The following is a 17,211-nucleotide window of genomic DNA, read 5'->3' on the forward strand; positions in this document are numbered from 1 at the left end:
CCCCTGCCCGCCTCCGTCATGCGCGGCCCGCCGTGGCGACCCTCTCCTCGAGATCGAGGAGGAACCGCTTGTGCTCGGGTCGGCCCCCGTATTCGCCGATCGAACCGTCGCTGCGGATGACCCGGTGAGCCGGGAGCACGATCGACCACGGAGTGCGAGCGCACGCGGTCCCCACCGCGCGATGCGCCCGCGGCACGCCCGCCGCGATGGCCACCTCGGCGTAGGACGCCGTCTGGCCGTACGGCACGTCGAGGATCGCTTCGAGAGCACGTCGGGTGAAGCCCGCTGTCAGTCCCCAGTCCAGCGGAACGGTGAACTCCCGACGCTCGCCCGCGAAGTACTCGTCCAGCTCCGCAGCCGCGGAGGCGGACGGACCGTCGTCCTCGACGGGAACGGCGCGCAGCAGCATGCTGAGCCGCGCCACCTCGGCGTACGCAGGGCCGTCCAGGACCGACAGCGCGGCGAGTCCGTCCCCGGTCGTCACCAGGAGGGCCTCACCGATCGGTGTCGGGTGCACGGCGTAGGTTGCGTTCGTCATGTCCTCATCTTGGCGCGACGCGGGTCACCGCCACCGGGGGGGGGAGGAGGAGCGGGGGACGGTCGTCATCCGGAGCCGGGTGTGGAGGAAACGCGACGCACACGATGACCGATCCGCGAAACTCGGCCGTCGATCCCGATTTCCCAGCCCGACGCGCCTAATGTTTCTCGTGTGTGGCGAGCAGAGAGCGGTGCTGTGCGCGGCGAGACGACCGAGCAGGCACACGCGGTGACCCCGGCGGACGTGACCCTGTCCGACCCCGAGGTCCTCGTCATGCACGCCGCGGTCCCCGAGCGGAAGCGGCTCCGAGAAGAAGCGGCGCAGCTCGGCGGCGCCTCGACACTGCTGCACTACCGCGACGACGGCGACGCCGGCATCGACATCACCAAGGCGCACCCGGGAAGCCTGCCGCAGTTCATCACCGGACGCCCGACCCTGCTGTCGAACATGTTCCGCGACGAGGTCGCCCTGCGCACCGCGCGACTGGCCGCCGAACGCATCACGGCCAAGGACGTCGAGCTCCGCACGGCGCGCGGGCTCGACACCGTCCACCTCGCCATCGGCATGGCGTCCTGGCGTATCGGCGGTGTCAGCTGCACCGCCCCGGTCCTGCTGCGTCCCCTCTCGATCCGGCGGCACCACACGGACTTCGACCTCCGGCTCCACGGGACGTTCCGCATCAATCCCGAGCTCGTGACGGCCGCTCGCATCCATTTCGGCGTCGACATCGACGGCGACGGCCTGGCGGCTCTCGCCTACGACGGCGGCGTCTTCCAGCCGCAGCCGGTCATCGATCGGCTGCGTGCCCTGACGGCGCACGTGCAGACCTTCACCGTGCTGCCGCGCCTGGTGGTCTCCACCTTCGCCGACGTGGCGTCCGACATGGAACGGGATGCCGTCGACCTCGACCACCCCGTCCTCAACGCGCTCGCCGGGCACCCGGCCGACCGCGAGCGCCTCTCCTTCGTGCGACCGCAGCCCGCCGCCGTCGGCCCCGACGACCGCACTCCGGCTGCGGATCGGCTTCTGCTCGACGCGGATGCGGAGCAGGAGGCTGTGCTCGCCCGGATCACCGAGGGTCAGTCGCTCGCCGTCCACACGCTGCCCGGTACGGGCGGCACGCAGACGGTGATCAACGCGGTCGGTGAACTCGTGCGCTCGGGTAAGCGCGTCCTCGTCGTCAGTGCCCGCCGTTCGACGCTCGACGGCGTGCGGCACCGTCTGGCGGGCATCGGGCTCCCGGGCCTCGCCGTCTCGCCGACCCGCCTGCACCGTGATCTCATCCGGGCGATCGGCCGGAACGAGAAGGCCGAGCAGCCCAAGGTCGCCGAGGTCGACGATGCGCTCGTGCGGCTGCGCACCGTGCTCCGCGACTACCGCGCCGCCCTCACCCAGCGGCACGCCTCGGTCGGGGTCTCGCCCCTCGAAGCGCTCCGCGAGCTCACCCGTATCGCCGAGAACGAGCCGCAGCCGACCGCGACGACGCGGTTCGACCTGACCACGGTTCAGCGACTCGCGACCCGCCGCGTCGAAGCCGCAGAGGCCCTCGCGGCATCCGCTCGTCTCGGCGAATTCCGCATCGGCCCGGACGACTCGCCCTGGTACGGCGTGGCGTTCACGACGACGGACGAGGCTCGCGCCGCGCACTCCCTGGCGGGGCGTCTGCACCGCACCGAGGTGCCGGGGCTCCTCGAGCGCGGGTACGAGCTCATCGGTCAGACCAGGATGCGCCCGTTCACCTCGATCGCCGAGATGGGCTCCTACATCCAGCTGCTGCAGGGGATCCGCGCCTCGCTCGACCGCTTCAGTCCCACGATCTTCGAGCGGCCGCTGACCGATCTGATCGCGGCTCATTCGTCGCGTCGGGATTCGGCGCAGATGACCCCCGCGAACCGGCGGCGGCTGCGGCGGCTGTCGAAGGAGTACGTGCGCCCCGGGATGCACGTCACCGACATGCACGAGGCCCTGCTCCGGGTGCAGCAGCAGCGCGCATCGTGGCAGCAACTCGTCGACGCGGGCGTCACGCCCGAGATCCCCATCGGGCTCGACGACGTCGCCGCCGCGTGGCAGCGGGCGAATGCGGATCTGGGCGAGCTCGACACGGCACTCGGCCGGACCGACGGCCTGGCGTCGCTCCCGGTTCCGCAGCTGCTCCGCACGCTCGCCGGGCTGGCCGCGGCATCCGACGTCTTCGACAACCTCGTCGAACGTGCCGCCCTTCGCAGCGAACTCGCCCAGTTGGGGCTCGAGCCGCTCCTCATGGAGCTCTCGACGCGCCATGTTCCCGAGTCCGAGGTCGCGAGCGAGTTCGAGTACGCGTGGTGGCGTTCGGCGCTCGAGGCGATGCTGCGGTCCGATCGGGCCCTGCTCGGGGCGAACACGACGGTGCTCGACCGCCTCGAGCGCGACTTCCGTCTCGTCGACGAAGCGCACGCCTCGTCGGCCGGACCCCTGCTCTCGTCGGAGCTCGCGAAGCGCTGGCGGATCGCGATCGTCGACGAGCCCCGCGAAGCGGCGTCCCTCAAGTCGGTCCTGCGCGGTGGGACCGCCTCGGCCGCCGAGCTCGTCGCCTCGGCTCCCACACTCATGCGCGTGCTGGCCCCCGTCTGGCTCGCATCGCCGTACGAGGTGCCGAGCGTTCCGGATCACCCTGATTTCGACGTCGTCATCATCGCGGATGCCGCGGCCCTGTGCCTGGCCGAGGCGACGCCTGCGCTCCGCCGCGCCCGCCAGGTCGTCGTCTTCGGCGACCCCGTCACGCAGAAACCGACGCCGTTCCGGCTCTGGTCGGGACGCGGGGAAGAGCCCGAGGCGCCCGAGGTCCCCTTCGACGACACGAGCGTGTTCGACCGGCTCAGCGAGCTGATCCCTGTCGAGACCCTGACCCGCAGCTACCGCGCGGGCGGCGAGGACCTCGCCGAGCTCGTCAACGACGCCTTCTACGGGGGAGCGATCAGCTCGCTGCCGTGGGCGGGTTCGTACCTCGGCCGCGGCAGCCTCAGCGTCGACTACGTCGAAGGCGGCACGGGGGCACCCGATCCCGACACGGGAGCGGTCGAGAGCCCCGACGCCGAGGTCGCCCGCGTCGTGACCCTCGTCGTCGAGCACGCGATCAATCGTCCGGCCGAGTCCCTCATGGTCGTCACCGCCTCGTCGCGCCACGCCGACCGCATCCGCGCCGCGGTTGCGAGCGCGTTCGCGGGCCGCTCCGACGTCGCCGACTTCGTGGGACGCGAGACCGCGGAGCCGTTCGCCGTGCTCGGCCTCGAGGAGTCGGTGGCTGAAAGCCGCGACCGCGTCATCTTCTCCCTCGGCTTCGGGCTGACCAAGCACGGCCGCGTCCTCAGCGACTTCGGGGATTTGTCGACTCCGGACGGCGAGCGTCTGCTCACCGTCGGTATGACCCGCGCCCGCCGCTCCATGGTCATCGTGTCGTCGATCCGCCCGTCGGCCTTCGACGAGGGGCGGCTCACGCACGGTGCCGCGACCCTCATGTCGATCCTCGGCCGCATCGCCGCTCGCGGCCGCGACGCGCGCCTCGAAGACCTCGCCGACCCACTCACGCTCACGCTCGCTCAGCACCTCCGCAGCCTCGGCGTCTCGGTCGACGTCCACTACCGCGGGGGTCAGCTGCCGCTCGTCGCTCAGTACAAGGGCAAGGCCGTGGTCGCGGATCTCGACGGTGATGGCGGCCACGACAGCCTCCGAGAGACGCTCCGTCGCCGCCCGCAGCTCCTCCGCCGCCTGGGCTGGCACTACGTCCGCGTCCACGCGTTCGACGTCTACAACGACCCGGCCGCCGTCGCCCTGCGGGTCGCGGGTGTCATCGGCGTGCAGCCCGAGACGCCGTCGGCCCCAGGTTCCACCCAGCCGATCGATGTCGACTGAGCGTCAGCGCGTCGAGCGGGTCCCGGGCTCCCGGCGGGCGAAGCTGACGCCCGCACCCGGGACGGACACGACCCCTGACACGTCGAACGGGCCGGATGCGGGGAAACCCTCGGCATCCGGCCCGAACGACGACCGCTTGCGGAACGACGTCCCGCCGCACTACTGACGCGTCAGATCGACGGCGACGGCGGCTCGGCCGACCGTCGCGTGGCAGGTGCGGGCGCGCTGCGCTGCTGCTCGAGCAGGTCCCGGATCTGAACGAGGAGCTCGGCCTCGGTGGGGAGCTTCGCCTCGGGCTCCTCCGTGACTCCGGCGCGCGCCGCCTGCCGTTCCTTCCACTTGTTCATCGGAAGGACGAACACGAGGTAGACGACGAGGGCGACCGCGAAGAAGCTGATGATCGCGGTCAGCAGCGCGCCCAATGGGAACGGAACCTTCTGCCCGTAGATGCCGGTCAGCGTCGGCCCAAAGTTGCCGAGCCCGTCCGGCTTGTAGAACAGGGCGATGATCGGGTTGATGACGCTTTCGACGATTGCGGTGACGAGCGCGGTGAACGCCGACCCGATGACGACCGCGACGGCCAGCTCGATCACATTGCCGCGCATGATGAAGTCTTTGAAGCCTTTGATCATGGCTGCTCCTTCCTCCGCCGGCGCTGGGGCCGGGTGTTACGAACCCGCGGGGGCGGGTGAAGCGGACGCTCCGGATGAGGTCGATGATGCCGAAGAAGCGGAGCTCTCGCCAGAGGTCTTCGCACCGCTCGACGAACGTGAGTCGGTGCGGTAGAAGCCCGAGCCGTTGAAGGTCACCCCGATCGAGCCGTACTGCTTGCGGAGCGGGCCGCCGCATTCGGGGCACTCGGTGAGGGCGGCGTCGGAGAAGGACTGGACGGCGTCGAAGCGATGGCCGCACGCGGTGCAGGCATAGGCATAGGTGGGCATGGGACCTCGGTGGATCAGCGGGTGGGAAGCAGAACGGTGCGGGTGGGGGTGACGACACCCGAGACGGGCTGGTCGTGGACATCGCGGGGGACGTCGTCGACGAGCTCGGAGTCGAAGATGACCGCGTAGACGGGCGGGCACTTCTCCATCGACCCGATGGTCTTGTCGAAGTAGCCGCGTCCCCAGCCGAGGCGCATGCCGTGGCGATCGACGGCGGCCGCGGGGATGACGAGCAGGTCGACGTCATTGACGGCGTCGGGGCTCAGCAGTTCCCCGACGGGTTCGGGGAGTCCGAACATGCCCTCGGCGGTGGCGCCCTCTTCTTCGGCGACCGCCCAATCGAGCAGTCCGTCCGCGCGCGTCACAGGGAGGAGGACACGGATGCCGCGGGCCACGGCCGCGGCGATGAAGTCGCGCGTGCCGGGCTCGGTCGGGGTGGAGAGGAAGCAGGACATCGATCGGACGTGGTGGTCGGCGACGAGGGCATCGAGCTGAGCGCGGACACCGGCGGCCGCCTCGTCGAGGGCGGCGGCGGAGCGCTGCTGGCGGCGCTCGCGGAGCTCGGCGCGCAGGGCGCGCTTCTCGGTGTCCAACGGGCCCGTCATGGTCCGATTCTAAAGGGACACGCCCGCCGCCCAGATGTGTCCTCCGCGCGCTCCCCGGATCTGTAGGGTGAGGGGCATGTCTGCTGAGCGCATCAAGGCCGTCATCCCCGCCGCAGGGCTCGGGACTCGCTTTCTTCCCGCCACCAAGGCCATGCCGAAGGAGATGCTGCCGGTCGTCGACAAGCCGGCCATCCAGTACGTGGTCGAGGAGGCGGTCTCGGCAGGCATCGATGACGTCCTCATCATCCTGGGGCGCAATAAGAACAACATCTCCAACCACTTCGATTCCGTGCCCGAGCTCGAGTCCAACCTCTCCAAGAAGGGCGACCACGAGAAGCTCAAGCGGGTGCAGGACTCGTCGGACATGGCCGACATCCACTTCGTCCGCCAGGGTGAGCCGAAGGGCCTCGGGCACGCCGTCCTCCGCGCGCGCTCGCACGTCGGTGACAGCACCTTCGCGGTGCTCCTCGGCGACGACCTGATCGACGCACGCGACGTCCTGCTCGAGAAGATGCTCGAGCAGAACAAGAAGACGGGCCTCACGGTCATCGCACTCATGGAGGTCTCGCCGGACCAGATCCACATGTACGGCGCGGCAGCCGTCGAGGAGACCGACGAGCCGGACGTCGTCAAGGTGACGGGCCTCGTCGAGAAGCCGAAGAAGGAGGACGCACCCTCCAACTACGCCATCATCGGCCGCTACGTCCTGACTCCGGGAGTCTTCGACATCCTCGAGCGCACCGAGCCGGGCAAGGGCGGCGAGATCCAGCTGACCGACGCCCTCGAGGAGCTCGCATCGACCGAGGGCGTCCTCGGCGTCGTCTTCCGCGGTCGACGTTACGACACGGGCGACCGCGCGGACTACATCAAGGCCATCGTGCAGCTCGCCGTCGACCGCGACGACCTGGGGGCGGAGCTTCGCCCGTGGCTGAAGGACTTCGCCTCGGGCCTGTGAGCCCGGCGGGTCGCTGATGAGCATGGACGGGCCGGTCGTGCGCGCGCACGGTCCGATCTCGATCCGGCTCGTGCGTCCCCGTGACGCGAAGACGCTGCAGACCGAGCTCGAACAGAACCGGTCGTGGCTGCGGCAGTGGGAGGCCACGAGCCCCGACGGTCCGGTCTCGCTCGACATGCGCAGCGGCGTGCGCCGGCTGCTGCAGCAGTACCGCGACGGGTCCGGCGTGCCCTTCGTCATGGAGTACGAGGGCGAAGTGACGGGCCAGCTCAACGTCTGGGGGATCGCCCGCGGCTCGCTGTCGTCCGCAACCATCGGCTACTGGGTCAGCGAACGGTTCGCGGGCCGCGGCATCACGCCGACCTCGGTTGCGCTCGCGACGGATGTCTGCTTCGAGGAGCTGCGCCTGCACCGCATGGAGATCTGCATCCGACCCGAGAACGCGAAGAGCCTGCGGGTCGTCGAGAAGCTCGGCTTCAGGTACGAGGGGCTGCGCCGTCGGTACATCCACATCGACGGTGAATGGCGCGACCACTACGCATTCGCACTCGTCCGCGACGAGGTCCGAGAGGGCGTGTTGAACCGCTGGTTGGCGGGGCGCGCGCCGGCGGACGCGGCATCCATCCCACCCGCGGACCGTTAACCCTCAACCAGAAGTTCAGACACGCCCGCCGGATGCCGGTTCTCACCGCTCCGGGAACATACGGTGAGCGACATGGGTGAGCAGGTGATGGGTGGCGGGGTGATCGTGCTCGTCGCCGTCCTCTTGTGGCTGGTGTACCTCCTGCCGTCGTGGCACAGCCGGCATCAGTATCAGGCTGCCGAGCGCAACGCCGTGCGCCTGAATCAGGCGCTCCGCGTGCTCGCCGAGACCAGCGAGACCCCTGGGGAGGTCCGCCTCGAGCTGAACGCCCGCACGGCCCTCGCCCAGCAGAAGCTCGCCCGCCGTGTGCAGGCGGAGAAGGAGAGCGTCGGCCTCGAGGCCGCACGCGCCGAACTCGCCGCCGCGAAGGCGCAGGCCGCCGTCGACCGCGAACTCGCGAAGGCGGAGCGACGTCGCGCTGCCGCGGACGCCGCCGCCCAGCGAGAGAAGGCCCGAGCGGATGCCGCTTCGGCCCGGGAACGTGCGATCGCCGAGGCCGTTGCGGCCCGGGCCACTCCCGCCGTCCGGCGCGCGCGAGCGCGTCGCCGGGTGCGTCTGACCGCTTCCATCGTCGGCGCGATGGCCTTCGGCGCCGCCGTCTTCGGTGCCTACCTCGGTGCTGTCGACGCCGACTGGACCCTGCTCGCCGTCGGGGGCGCGGGAGTGGTCTCGAGCATGCTCGTGCTCGGCCGCATGAACACGGTCGCGCGACGCGCGGCATCCCGTTTCGTCGAGGTCGAGATCGTCCGCGAGGCCGCCGCGCTGCAGGACGTGGCGCTGGAATCGGACCGCGTCGAATGGACTCCCCGCACGCTCCCGCGCCCTCTGACCGCGTCGGCGGGGTCGCGCGCCGCAGCCGTGCTCGACGCGTCGGACGCACGCGATGCGCTGCGCCAGGCCGCCGTCGAAGAGGCGCTCCGGGAGCGGGTCGCGCAGGCCGCACCGCCGTCGATCGACACCGCGCGGCGCACGCGTGCCGCCGAGGTCGCCTTCGCCGGGCCGGCCGATGACGAGCGCATCGAGGCGCACGTGCGGGACCTTCTCGCACGTCGCGCATCGGGGCAGTAGACGCCCGCCTCGCGTTCGAGCGGCCCTGTCGGTCGTGGTAATGTTGAGGCTTCCGGGCCTGTGGCGCAGTTGGTAGCGCGCTTCGTTCGCAATGAAGAGGTCAGGGGTTCGAATCCCCTCAGGTCCACCACCGGAAAGACCCCCGCTCGCGGGGGTCTTTCGCTGTCACCGGGGAAGTGCGACGGCGTGGCGGGCGGCGTCGAGTTCCGCGGCTCGCCGCTCGGGCGACCAGTCGAGTTCCGTGCCCGCGACGTCGGCCGCCGCCGACAGCACGTCCTCGCCGGGGTCGCCCCGGCGTCCGATGCCGGTGCGGTTCAAGAGCATGTCGGTGAGGTGGACGGCGGCCTCGTGACGCGCCGCGAAGGCGACACCTGCGAGCAGCTCGCCGTCGTCGGTCGCAGGCGTCGACAGGACCTCGGACTCTGACGCCACGGCGCGGAGGGCAGCGGCATCCGATCCGTACAGGCGCTCGATCAGATCGGTCGTCGCCGTGTCGGCGAGGTCGGCGCCGTCGAGGGGCACGTCGGCGGTGCGGCTCGGCGCGGCGCTACGGCCGATGGAACGGGCGAGCGCGGGGACGATCCTCTCGGCGAACGCCCGTGCGGTCGTGTACTTGCCTCCGGTCGCGGTGACGATGCCGGGGACTCCGTCCTTCGCGTGGTCGACGAGCTCCGATGCGCGCGACGCCCGGTAGGTGTCGGTGCCGCTCGTCTCGGTCAGGGGACGCAGGCCTCCGTACGCCGCGACGACGTCCGACATGGCCAGGTCCATCGGCAGGCGCCCCGCGGCGTTGATCTCGTCGAGGAAGCGTTCGATCGACTCCCGAGTCAGCCGCCAGTCCGAGACCTCGCCCGTGTAGGGCGTCTCGGTGGGACCGATCAGCGTCCGACCGCGCCACGGGGCGAAGCTGAAGTGACCACCGGACGACACCGTGAGCACCATCGTCTCGGTGATCGGCTTCGTGATCAGGTAGATGCCCTCGGACCTGACCGCTGGGCGAGGACCGGCGGCGCGGTGGAACGACCCTCCGGCCGCGAGCACGTCGTACGCCCACGGCCCGCTCGCGTTGACGGTGACGCGTGCTCGGATCTCGTGTTCGGTGCCTGCGACGAGGTCGGTCAGGCGCGCGCCGCGAACCCTGCCCGCGGCGGACATCAGCCCGTCGGCCCGGACGTGGTTCGCCACCCGGGCGCCGTGCGCGACGGCGGATCGGACGAAGGCGAACGTCAACCGTTCGGGCGAGAGCATCATCGCGTCGTGGAAGAGGATGCCCCGCTGAAGGTGCCCGAGCCCGCGCAGCCGCAGCTCCTCGCGGCTGAGATTCCGATGCCGGGGGATACGGTGGCTCGCCGGTACGCGGTTGCGGTCGAACGACAGCACGTCGTACGCCGTGAGCCCCACATGCTCGATGAGTCCGGGGTCGGGCAGCACCATTGCGATGGGGGAGACGAGTCCCGGTGCGATGCGCGACAGGGTCCGCCGCTCGGCGAGAGACTCTCGGACGAGACCGACCTCGAGGTTCTTGAGGTACCTCAGACCGCCGTGGATCAGCTTGCCGGTCGCGGCCGAGGTCGCCGCGCCGAAGTCGCCCTTCTCGATGAGCGCGACCGACAACCCCCGGCTCGCCGCCTCGTACGCGATCGCGGCGCCCGTGATGCCGCCGCCGACGACGAGGACGTCGACGGTCTCGCCGTCGGCGGGCAGGGATCGCCGGACGGTCGTGGTCATCGGACGAGCCCCGATCGGATGCCGCGGATCAGCCGCTCGCGCTCGCTGGGGATGTCGAGCATCCCGAGCCGCAGCACCCGCGCCGCTGTCGCCCATTGGTCGAGCCGCGCCGGCGTCACGCCGGTCACCCGCAGATACTCCGTCAGATACCTGCGGCCCATCGCGCCGCGCGCCGCCCCGTAGACGAGCAGCTGCGCCTTCGTCGCGCCCGGGAACAGCTCGGCCTCGGTGAACAGCAGCCGTGTCATCGCCACGTCGGCGGCCGGGTCACCGCATGCCGTCGACTGCCAGTCGATCGTCGCGATGCCGCCGCCATGGCGGAACACGTTCATCGGGTGGAAGTCGAGGTGCAGCACGCTGTCGCCGCCGGGGAGCGACGCCAGGTGATCGAGCAGCGCTCCGCGCTCACGGGAGGTGAGCGCGGCGAACGGCGCGGTCCCGACGAGGTCGGCGGCGACGTCGCGCACGTCGGGGAAGCGGTCGCTCGGGACGCGATGCACGCGTGCATGCTCCTGCGCCAGCGCCCGGGCCACGCGCCCCATGCGCAGCGGATTCTTCTCGGCCACCGTCGTCAGTGCGACCCCGTCGATCCGGTCGAAGATCACGGCGCGGTGGCCGTCGGCATCCGTCCGCCCGTGGCAGCGAATCGGGGTGAGACCGAGATCGAAGGCGGCGGTCGCGTCCTCGACCTCGCGGTCGATCGCCTCGTCCGGCCAGTCGTCGTGGAAGACCTTGACGACCGTCGCCGTCGTCAGCGAGTGGACGTCAGCAGAGCGACCGTGTGCGACGAGCTCGCCGATCGCGGTCACGCCGACACCGGCTTCGTCGCCCCGTACCCGAGGCGCATGGCGTGCGCGACCACGTCCTGCTGCTGGGCCGGGTCGAGCGCCCGCGGGGTCCTGACGCTCGCGGCCCGCAGATAGAGCTCGGCGAGCCATTCGACCAGCAGCGCATGCTCGACGGCCGTCTGCAGATCGGGCCCGAGCGCGACCGTGCCGTGGTTGGCCATGAGTGCGGCGAGTCGGCCCTCGAGGGCGTCGCCGACGGCGGCGGCGAGCTCGGGCGTCCCGAAGGCGTGGAACGTCGCCACACGGAGCGATCCGCCCAGCACGAGCTGCTGGTAGTGGACGACCGGGAGCTCGTCGAGGACCAGGGAGAGCGCGGTCGCGTTCGGTGCATGCGTGTGGACCACCGCCGAGACCTTCTCAGGCGGCGCGGAGCGCAGCACCCCGAGGTGCAACGCCAGTTCGGACGTCGGAGCGAGATCGCCCTCGATCACGGCGCCGTCGAGGCCGACCACGGTCACGTCGTCGGCGGTCGCCTCGCCCAGCACGACGCCCGTCGCCGTCACCGCCACGACATCGCCTGCACGGGCGCTGACATTTCCGGCGGTGCCGATGAGCAGACCGTGACCGGCGAGAGTGCGGGATGCCGCGGCCACAGACGCCCGGAGCTCGTGATGGTGCGACGTCGTCGTCATGCTGCTAACGTTGCCGCCACCCCCAACCAAAGTCAAGTTTGATTTCATGGACACCGACGACGCCCTCCAGGACTGGACCGCACTCGGCCTGCGCCGCACCCCGACGCAGCAGCGGTCGCGGCAGAAGCTCGCGCAGGCGATCGCCGCAGCCGAGGACCTCGTCGTGCGCGAGGGCGTCGACGTCATCACGCTGCCGCGCGTCGCGTCGGAGGCGGGCGTCAGCGTCGGGGCGCTCTACCAGTACCTGCCCGACCGCGAGGCGATCCTCGCAGCCATCGTGGCGCGTTACCACGCGCGACTCGAACGACTGCTCGACGACGCGATCGAGCGCCTGCGCACGCACCCGCGAGGCGAGGATCCCGTGGGGAGCGTCCTTCGCGCCGTCGCCGCCGTCTACCAGGACGAGCAGTCGGCACGGTCGCTCGGCACCGTGGCGATCTCTGCCGAAGCGGATGCCGCGCGTCGCCGTCACAAGCGCGCGATGGCGGAGCGGGTCCACACCCTGATGCGCGAGGCGGGCGTCCTCGACGGCATGGACGATGAGCGCGGCACCGCCGTGGCCCGCGTCGCGTTCGCATCGGCGGACGCCGTCCTGCACGATGCGTTCGCGTCGCCCGAGCCGGAGCGCGCCCACCTCCTGGCCGAACTCGAGCGCGCGCTGCGCGCCTCGCTGGGAGCGTGAGGGGTCAGTCCGCCGTCCGTCGCCACGCGGGCACGGCCGCGACGAGGAGCAGCGCGGGCAGGAGGAACGCGAGCCCCGATCCTGTCACGTCGGTGAGCACACCGACGCCGACCGCTCCGAGGACCGCGCCGGCGTAGTTGAAGAGGTTGACCCGCGCGATGACCTCGTCGCTGCGCGTCGGGTCGATCGAGCCGGCGAGCCCGAACGCGATGGGCACCAGCGCGCCGACGGCGAGGCCGCTCACCGCGAAAGCGCCGATCGTGACGACCGGGGACGGCACCGCCGCCACGACGAGCGCACCTGCGACGCCGAGGACGAGGCCGATCGCGAGCAGTCGCGCCCTGCCGATGCGGCGGACGACGGCATCCGTCACCATCCTCGCGACGAGCACGCCGCCCTGGTAGGCGGCCAGCCCGACGGGGGCGAGCGCGACGGCCGCGCCGATCGACTCGAGGTGGATCGAGCCCCACGAGCTGACCGCCGAGTCCACGGTGTAGGCGGCGAGGATCACCAACCCGACGACCGTGATCGCGCGCCCGTCGAGCCGCGGACCCCGCGGCCCGCTCCACTCGGCGTTCCGCGCCGCCCTCTCGCGGCTCAGCAGACGCGCGCCGCTCAGGACGAAGACGATCTGAAGGACTGCGGCGGCGACGAGTGCAGTGAATGCGGGGGCACCGGCGGCCAAGACGCCCGCCATGCCCAGGGCGCCGACGATGGAGCCCGCCGTCAACGTCGCGAAGAACCGGCCGAGCAGCGGCGTCGGGCGCCCGCGCTGCGCGAGGACGCCCTGCATGTTCGACGATGCGTCGATCAGCCCGAGCCCCAGCCCGTAGAGCAGGACCGATGCCGCGAGCACGGCCGTTCCCGGCGAGAACGCCGTCGCGAGCAGTCCCGCCGCCTGCAGCGACAGGCCCGCGATGACGCCGTGGCGGCTGCTCGCGCGTCGCGCGATCGCGTCGGCGGCGAGTGACCCGAGCGCCGCAGTGACGCAGACGCCCAGGAGGATCGCGGCGATCCCGGTCGAGTCGAGTCCCGTGCGCTCCTGGAATGCGGGGAGCGCCGTCACGATGACGGCGTAGCCGAGCCCCTGCAGGCCGTAGACGGCCGCCGTCGCGACGACGGTGCGGGAGGTCGTCGTGGCCGGTGCCGTCGTGCCGGTCACCTCAGACCGCCGCGGGGTGGCGCGTCCGAAGGGCGGCGAAGGCGTCCGCGGCGATCTCGACCGTCCGGTCGACATCGGCCTCGGTGACCGCCGCGTTGAGGAAGTGGTTGTGGTGCGAGGTGAGGTAGGCACCCCGGCGCACGCACTCTGCGATCCAGTCCTGGTGCAGCATGAGCGAGTCCGCCGGATCGGCGACCCGCAGGTAGAAGAGGGCGGGAGCTCCCGAGGCGACGAGCTCGTAGCCCGCGTCGGCTGCCACCTCGACGAGACCGTCGGTCAATCGCCGCCCCAGCCGGTCGAAGAGGGTGGGAGCGTCGAGTTCGCGGAGCTTCTGCTGCGTCGCGATGCCGGCGGCGAACGGCACGGCGCTCATCCAGTAGCTGCCGGTGTAGGTGATCGAGCTGACGGCCTCTTTCAGCGACTCGCGGCCGAGGAGCGCCGACACGTTGTACCCGTTCGCGAGCGCCTTGCAGAAGCAGATGAGGTCCGCTTCGAACCCGAAGTGGTGATCGCTGCCGGCGAGGTCGAGGCGGAAGCCCGCCCGGACGTCGTCGATGATGAGGACGACGCCGTGCTCGTCGCACAGCTTCCGCACCGCCTGCCAGTACCCGTCGGCGGGGAGCTGGTTGTCGACGAAGTTGCCGTGCATGTAGGGCGTCGAGATGAGGGCGGCGACCTGGCCGCGGTGCTCGGACAGGAGGGTCCGGAGCGCGTCGAGATCGTTCCACGGCACGTAGAGGTTGTTGGCGACGTCCTCCTCGAGGACACCGGGGTAATCGAGCTTCTGCGTCCACGGTGCGACCCCGTGATAGAAGCCCTTCACGAAGATCACCTTCTTGCGAAGCGTCGCCGCGCGGGCGGTCATGATGGCGAGCGTCGTCGTGTCACCGCCGTTCTTGGCGAACATCGCCCAGTCGGCGCTGGCGACCTGGTCGACCAGCAGCTCGGCGAAGTCGATCATGACCGTGGAGGGCAGCGAGACGACGTCCTCCTTCTTCGCCTGCGCCTGCGCGGCGGCGACCACGTCGGGGTCGTTGTAGCCGAGGACGTTCGGCCCGTACGCGCACATCCAATCGATGAACTCGTTGCCGTCGAGGTCCCAGAACCGCGTGCCCTCGGCTCGGGTGGCGAACTTCGGGAACCCCTCGTTCGGCAGGTGAAGTCCCTCGGTGGGACCGAGGTGACCGGGGATGCCGCCGGGGATCACCTGCTGGGCACGGCGGAAGGCGGCGAGGCTCTTCTCGAAGCTGTACACGGAGGAGCTCACTTTCCGAGGTAGTGGCCGACGCGGTCGAGGATGCGGCTCGTGTTGTCGACGAGGGGGATGTAGCCGCGGATGGCGATGCGTCCGTCGCCGACGCACGCGAGCGCGCTCTCGCGGCCCGCGAGGACGTCGCCGACGGTCTGCAGGTCGGCGAACCGGAAGACCGCGCGGGGCGCGGCATCCGTCACCGGCACGCGGGACAGGCGGTGCTCCCGCACCCGCAGGCGGTGGCGGAGCGCGTCGCCGACAGCGATGTCGAGGTCGCCGTCGCTCATCTGGTCCGCACTGAATCGGCCGGAGCGGTCGCGGTTGGCGACGATCGCGATCGCCCCGACGGCGACCTCGAGCAGCAGGATGCGGTGCGCATCGGTGAACGCGGGGTCTGCGAGCTCCGCGTCGCTCGGGCGCAGGTATCGGCCGAGCAGGTCGCTGATCGGTGTGAAGACCTGCGTGAGAAAACGGATGCCGGCGGGACCTGCGATGGGCAGCGGCGACCCCGTGCCGTCGAGGACGGCGTTCAGGTGCGCGGGGGAGCGGAACGCCAGCGTCGCCCGCGTCGTCGCGCCGGAGTCGCCGTCCGCGAGACGGATGCCGTCCCGTGCGAACACGAGGCTCGTAGACTCGCCGCCCATCACCCGGGCGGTCAGTCGCACGGGCTGCGCGAGCTCTCCGAGCAGTCGCGAGGCGTCGGGTGCGACCTCGGACAGCTTCGGCAGGGCGCCGAGCACGGCGTGCAGGTTCACGGCCGCGAGGACGCGCTCATCGATCTCCGTCAGCACGGGGACTCCCTTCGGTCGGTGCCTCCAGCGGGGCGGATGCCGCGGCGAGGGCGACGGCGGCGAACGACGCCGTGCGACGCGCGGCATCCGAATCCCCGTCCGCGAGCCAGGTCGTCGTGATGCCGTCGACGACGACGACCAGGTGGCGGGCGAGGTCGTCGAGGGGCTCGGTCCAGCGGTTCCCGGTGATCTCGGCGGCGTACGACAGGACCTGCGCGGCCGCCTCGTAGTAGGTCAGCCACTGCGTCCGCATCTGGCCCTGCGGGTCGCGCCGACGTGCCACGAGAGCGAGCTCCAGCAGCGCGATCTCGTCGGCGGGATGGTGCTCGAGCATGTCGATGTACCCCTCGAGTCCCGAGCGGATCGCCGCTGTCAGCGAGGTCGGATCGATCGCCCGCGACTCCGCGGCGAAGCGCTCCTGAGCGATCACCCTGTCGATGACGGCGGTCATGAGCTCGTCCTGCGTCCCGAAGATGTAGGTGAAGGCCCCGAGGGGCATGCCGGCCTCGGCGGTGATCGCGCGGGTGGTCGCGGCCGCCACGCCGCGCCGGGCGATGACGCGGATGGCGGCGGCGATGAGCTCGTCCCGGCGTTCTTCGGGCGCCATCCGGCGCATCAGGAGCCTCCGACCGCGCGCGCGGCGACCTGCAGGCGCAGGCGCCGCGGGGAGACCCGAGCGACCCAGCCCTGGATGCGGTTGGCGGCGCCGACCGTGCGGACGGGAGAGGGACGCGACGAGTCGAGTGCGTCGAAGGCCTCGTCGAGCACGTCGTCGACCGTCTTGGTGGTGCCGACCTTGAAGGTCTCGGAGCCGGCTGCGGCGAAGAACTCCGTCTCGGTGGGGCCGGGGCACAGGGCGAGGACCCGGAGGCCTGTGCCGCGGGTCTCCTGCCAGATCGCCTCGGTGAGGGACGTCACGTACGCCTTCGTCGCGGCGTAGACCGCGAGACCCGGCAGCGGCTGATGGCCGGCGTTGCTCGACACGTTGACGAGCACACCGCGCGCGGCGATGAGCTCGGGGAGGAGCTCCCGCGTGAGCAGAGTGAGTGCCGCGACGTTGACCTGCACCTCCGCGGCGACGCGGGCGGCATCCTCGTCGGCGAACGCGGACGCGGTCCCGAAGCCGGCGCTGTTGACGAGACCGGCGAGGCGGATGCCGCGCAGTGCCAGCTCCCGCGCGATCGCCCCGGGCGCGGCGGGGTCGGCGAGGTCGGCCGCGAGCACGCTGGCCTCGACGCGGTGCAGTCCGCGCACCTCCTCGGCGAGCGATTCGAGGCGCTCGGCGCGGCGGGCGATCAGGACCACGTCATGACCGCGGGCGGCGAAGCGGCGGGCGAAGCCGGCGCCGATACCCGAGCTCGCTCCCGTGATGACGACGGCACCTGTCATGAGCCCTCCTGAGAAGTTGTACGGCTGAACAAGTCCGATTGGTGACTCAGTATGACCACGTCCTGCGGGGTCGTAAAGAATCAATCATG

At 71.2% G+C, this 17,211-nt stretch carries 17 protein-coding genes and 1 tRNA gene; 6 read left to right on the plus strand and 12 right to left on the minus strand.

The window, feature by feature from the left end:
• Positions 1–16: 16 nt before the first annotated feature.
• Positions 17–538: a methylated-DNA--[protein]-cysteine S-methyltransferase gene (locus tag ACIQLK_RS13665; RefSeq protein ID WP_400365421.1), complete on the minus strand. Its 522-nt coding sequence runs from the start codon at positions 536–538 to the stop codon at positions 17–19.
• A 195-nt stretch (positions 539–733) separates the two neighbouring features.
• Here ACIQLK_RS13665 and ACIQLK_RS13670 point away from each other — a divergent pair, with 195 nt between their 5' ends.
• Positions 734–4,426: an AAA family ATPase gene (locus ACIQLK_RS13670; protein WP_400365593.1), complete on the plus strand. Its 3,693-nt coding sequence runs from the start codon at positions 734–736 to the stop codon at positions 4,424–4,426.
• A gap of 170 nt (positions 4,427–4,596) precedes the next feature.
• Here the strand turns inward: ACIQLK_RS13670 and mscL are convergent, their stop codons facing one another.
• Genes mscL through ACIQLK_RS13685 form a run of 3 tightly spaced genes read right to left on the minus strand, consistent with a single transcriptional unit; the run spans position 4,597 to position 5,972 of the window.
• Complete coding sequence (mscL, locus tag ACIQLK_RS13675; RefSeq protein ID WP_400365423.1) at positions 4,597–5,058, minus strand: large conductance mechanosensitive channel protein MscL; 462 nt, start codon at positions 5,056–5,058, stop codon at positions 4,597–4,599.
• Positions 5,059–5,094: 36 nt separating this feature from the next.
• Complete coding sequence (locus ACIQLK_RS13680) at positions 5,095–5,367, minus strand: FmdB family zinc ribbon protein (protein WP_400365425.1); 273 nt, start codon at positions 5,365–5,367, stop codon at positions 5,095–5,097.
• A 14-nt stretch (positions 5,368–5,381) separates the two neighbouring features.
• Positions 5,382–5,972, minus strand: a complete 591-nt coding sequence (locus ACIQLK_RS13685) for a 5-formyltetrahydrofolate cyclo-ligase (protein ID WP_400365426.1) — start codon at positions 5,970–5,972, stop codon at positions 5,382–5,384.
• Positions 5,973–6,048: 76 nt separating this feature from the next.
• Between ACIQLK_RS13685 and galU the strand changes: the two genes are divergently transcribed.
• The 4 genes from galU to ACIQLK_RS13705 all read left to right on the plus strand — a co-directional run bounded on the left by galU (position 6,049) and on the right by ACIQLK_RS13705 (position 8,768).
• Positions 6,049–6,927, plus strand: coding sequence for a UTP--glucose-1-phosphate uridylyltransferase GalU (galU, locus tag ACIQLK_RS13690; RefSeq protein WP_400365428.1), 879 nt, complete (start codon positions 6,049–6,051; stop codon positions 6,925–6,927).
• Positions 6,928–6,949: 22 nt separating this feature from the next.
• On the plus strand, positions 6,950–7,570 hold the full coding sequence (locus ACIQLK_RS13695) for a GNAT family N-acetyltransferase (RefSeq protein WP_400365594.1): 621 nt from the start codon (positions 6,950–6,952) through the stop codon (positions 7,568–7,570).
• 72 nt (positions 7,571–7,642) lie between these two features.
• Positions 7,643–8,638 carry a large exoprotein gene (locus tag ACIQLK_RS13700; protein ID WP_400365430.1) on the plus strand — a complete coding sequence of 332 codons (996 nt, stop codon included), beginning with the start codon at positions 7,643–7,645 and terminating at the stop codon, positions 8,636–8,638.
• Between the two features lie 54 nt (positions 8,639–8,692).
• A tRNA-Ala gene (locus ACIQLK_RS13705) sits at positions 8,693–8,768 on the plus strand.
• A gap of 35 nt (positions 8,769–8,803) precedes the next feature.
• On the opposite strand, the gene ACIQLK_RS13710 is transcribed toward ACIQLK_RS13705, so the two are convergent.
• From ACIQLK_RS13710 to ACIQLK_RS13720, 3 genes are read right to left on the minus strand one after another with little or no spacing between them, the layout of a single operon-like run.
• A complete protein-coding gene (locus tag ACIQLK_RS13710; RefSeq protein WP_400365432.1) occupies positions 8,804–10,366 on the minus strand; it encodes an FAD-dependent oxidoreductase in 1,563 nt (520 codons plus the stop codon).
• Positions 10,363–11,175: an aminoglycoside phosphotransferase family protein gene (locus tag ACIQLK_RS13715; RefSeq protein WP_400365434.1), complete on the minus strand. Its 813-nt coding sequence runs from the start codon at positions 11,173–11,175 to the stop codon at positions 10,363–10,365. Before ACIQLK_RS13715 ends, ACIQLK_RS13710 begins: the two co-directional genes overlap by 4 nt.
• Complete coding sequence (locus tag ACIQLK_RS13720) at positions 11,172–11,846, minus strand: class II aldolase/adducin family protein (protein ID WP_400365436.1); 675 nt, start codon at positions 11,844–11,846, stop codon at positions 11,172–11,174. The genes ACIQLK_RS13715 and ACIQLK_RS13720 overlap by 4 nt, the downstream gene beginning before the upstream one ends.
• Positions 11,847–11,892: 46 nt before the next feature.
• On the opposite strand from ACIQLK_RS13720, the gene ACIQLK_RS13725 reads away from it, so the two are divergent.
• Complete coding sequence (locus ACIQLK_RS13725; RefSeq protein ID WP_400365438.1) at positions 11,893–12,528, plus strand: TetR/AcrR family transcriptional regulator; 636 nt, start codon at positions 11,893–11,895, stop codon at positions 12,526–12,528.
• 4 nt (positions 12,529–12,532) lie between these two features.
• Here ACIQLK_RS13725 and ACIQLK_RS13730 read toward each other — a convergent pair whose 3' ends face one another.
• From ACIQLK_RS13730 to ACIQLK_RS13750, 5 genes are read right to left on the minus strand one after another with little or no spacing between them, the layout of a single operon-like run.
• Entirely contained in the window at positions 12,533–13,690 is a 1,158-nt protein-coding gene (locus ACIQLK_RS13730; protein ID WP_400365440.1) for an MFS transporter, read from the minus strand.
• 1 nt (position 13,691) lies between these two features.
• Positions 13,692–14,957, minus strand: coding sequence for an aminotransferase class III-fold pyridoxal phosphate-dependent enzyme (locus ACIQLK_RS13735; protein ID WP_400365442.1), 1,266 nt, complete (start codon positions 14,955–14,957; stop codon positions 13,692–13,694).
• Complete coding sequence (locus ACIQLK_RS13740) at positions 14,954–15,733, minus strand: hypothetical protein (RefSeq protein WP_400365444.1); 780 nt, start codon at positions 15,731–15,733, stop codon at positions 14,954–14,956. The genes ACIQLK_RS13735 and ACIQLK_RS13740 overlap by 4 nt, the downstream gene beginning before the upstream one ends.
• Positions 15,714–16,340, minus strand: coding sequence for a TetR/AcrR family transcriptional regulator (locus ACIQLK_RS13745; protein ID WP_400365445.1), 627 nt, complete (start codon positions 16,338–16,340; stop codon positions 15,714–15,716). The genes ACIQLK_RS13740 and ACIQLK_RS13745 overlap by 20 nt, the downstream gene beginning before the upstream one ends.
• Positions 16,341–16,348: 8 nt before the next feature.
• Positions 16,349–17,122 (minus strand): SDR family NAD(P)-dependent oxidoreductase, encoded by a 774-nt coding sequence (locus ACIQLK_RS13750; RefSeq protein ID WP_400365447.1) that lies wholly within the window; start codon positions 17,120–17,122, stop codon positions 16,349–16,351.
• Between the last annotated feature and the right edge of the window lie 89 nt (positions 17,123–17,211).

This window comes from Microbacterium sp. NPDC091382 (genome assembly GCF_044757025.1).
Lineage (GTDB): Bacteria > Actinomycetota > Actinomycetes > Actinomycetales > Microbacteriaceae > Microbacterium.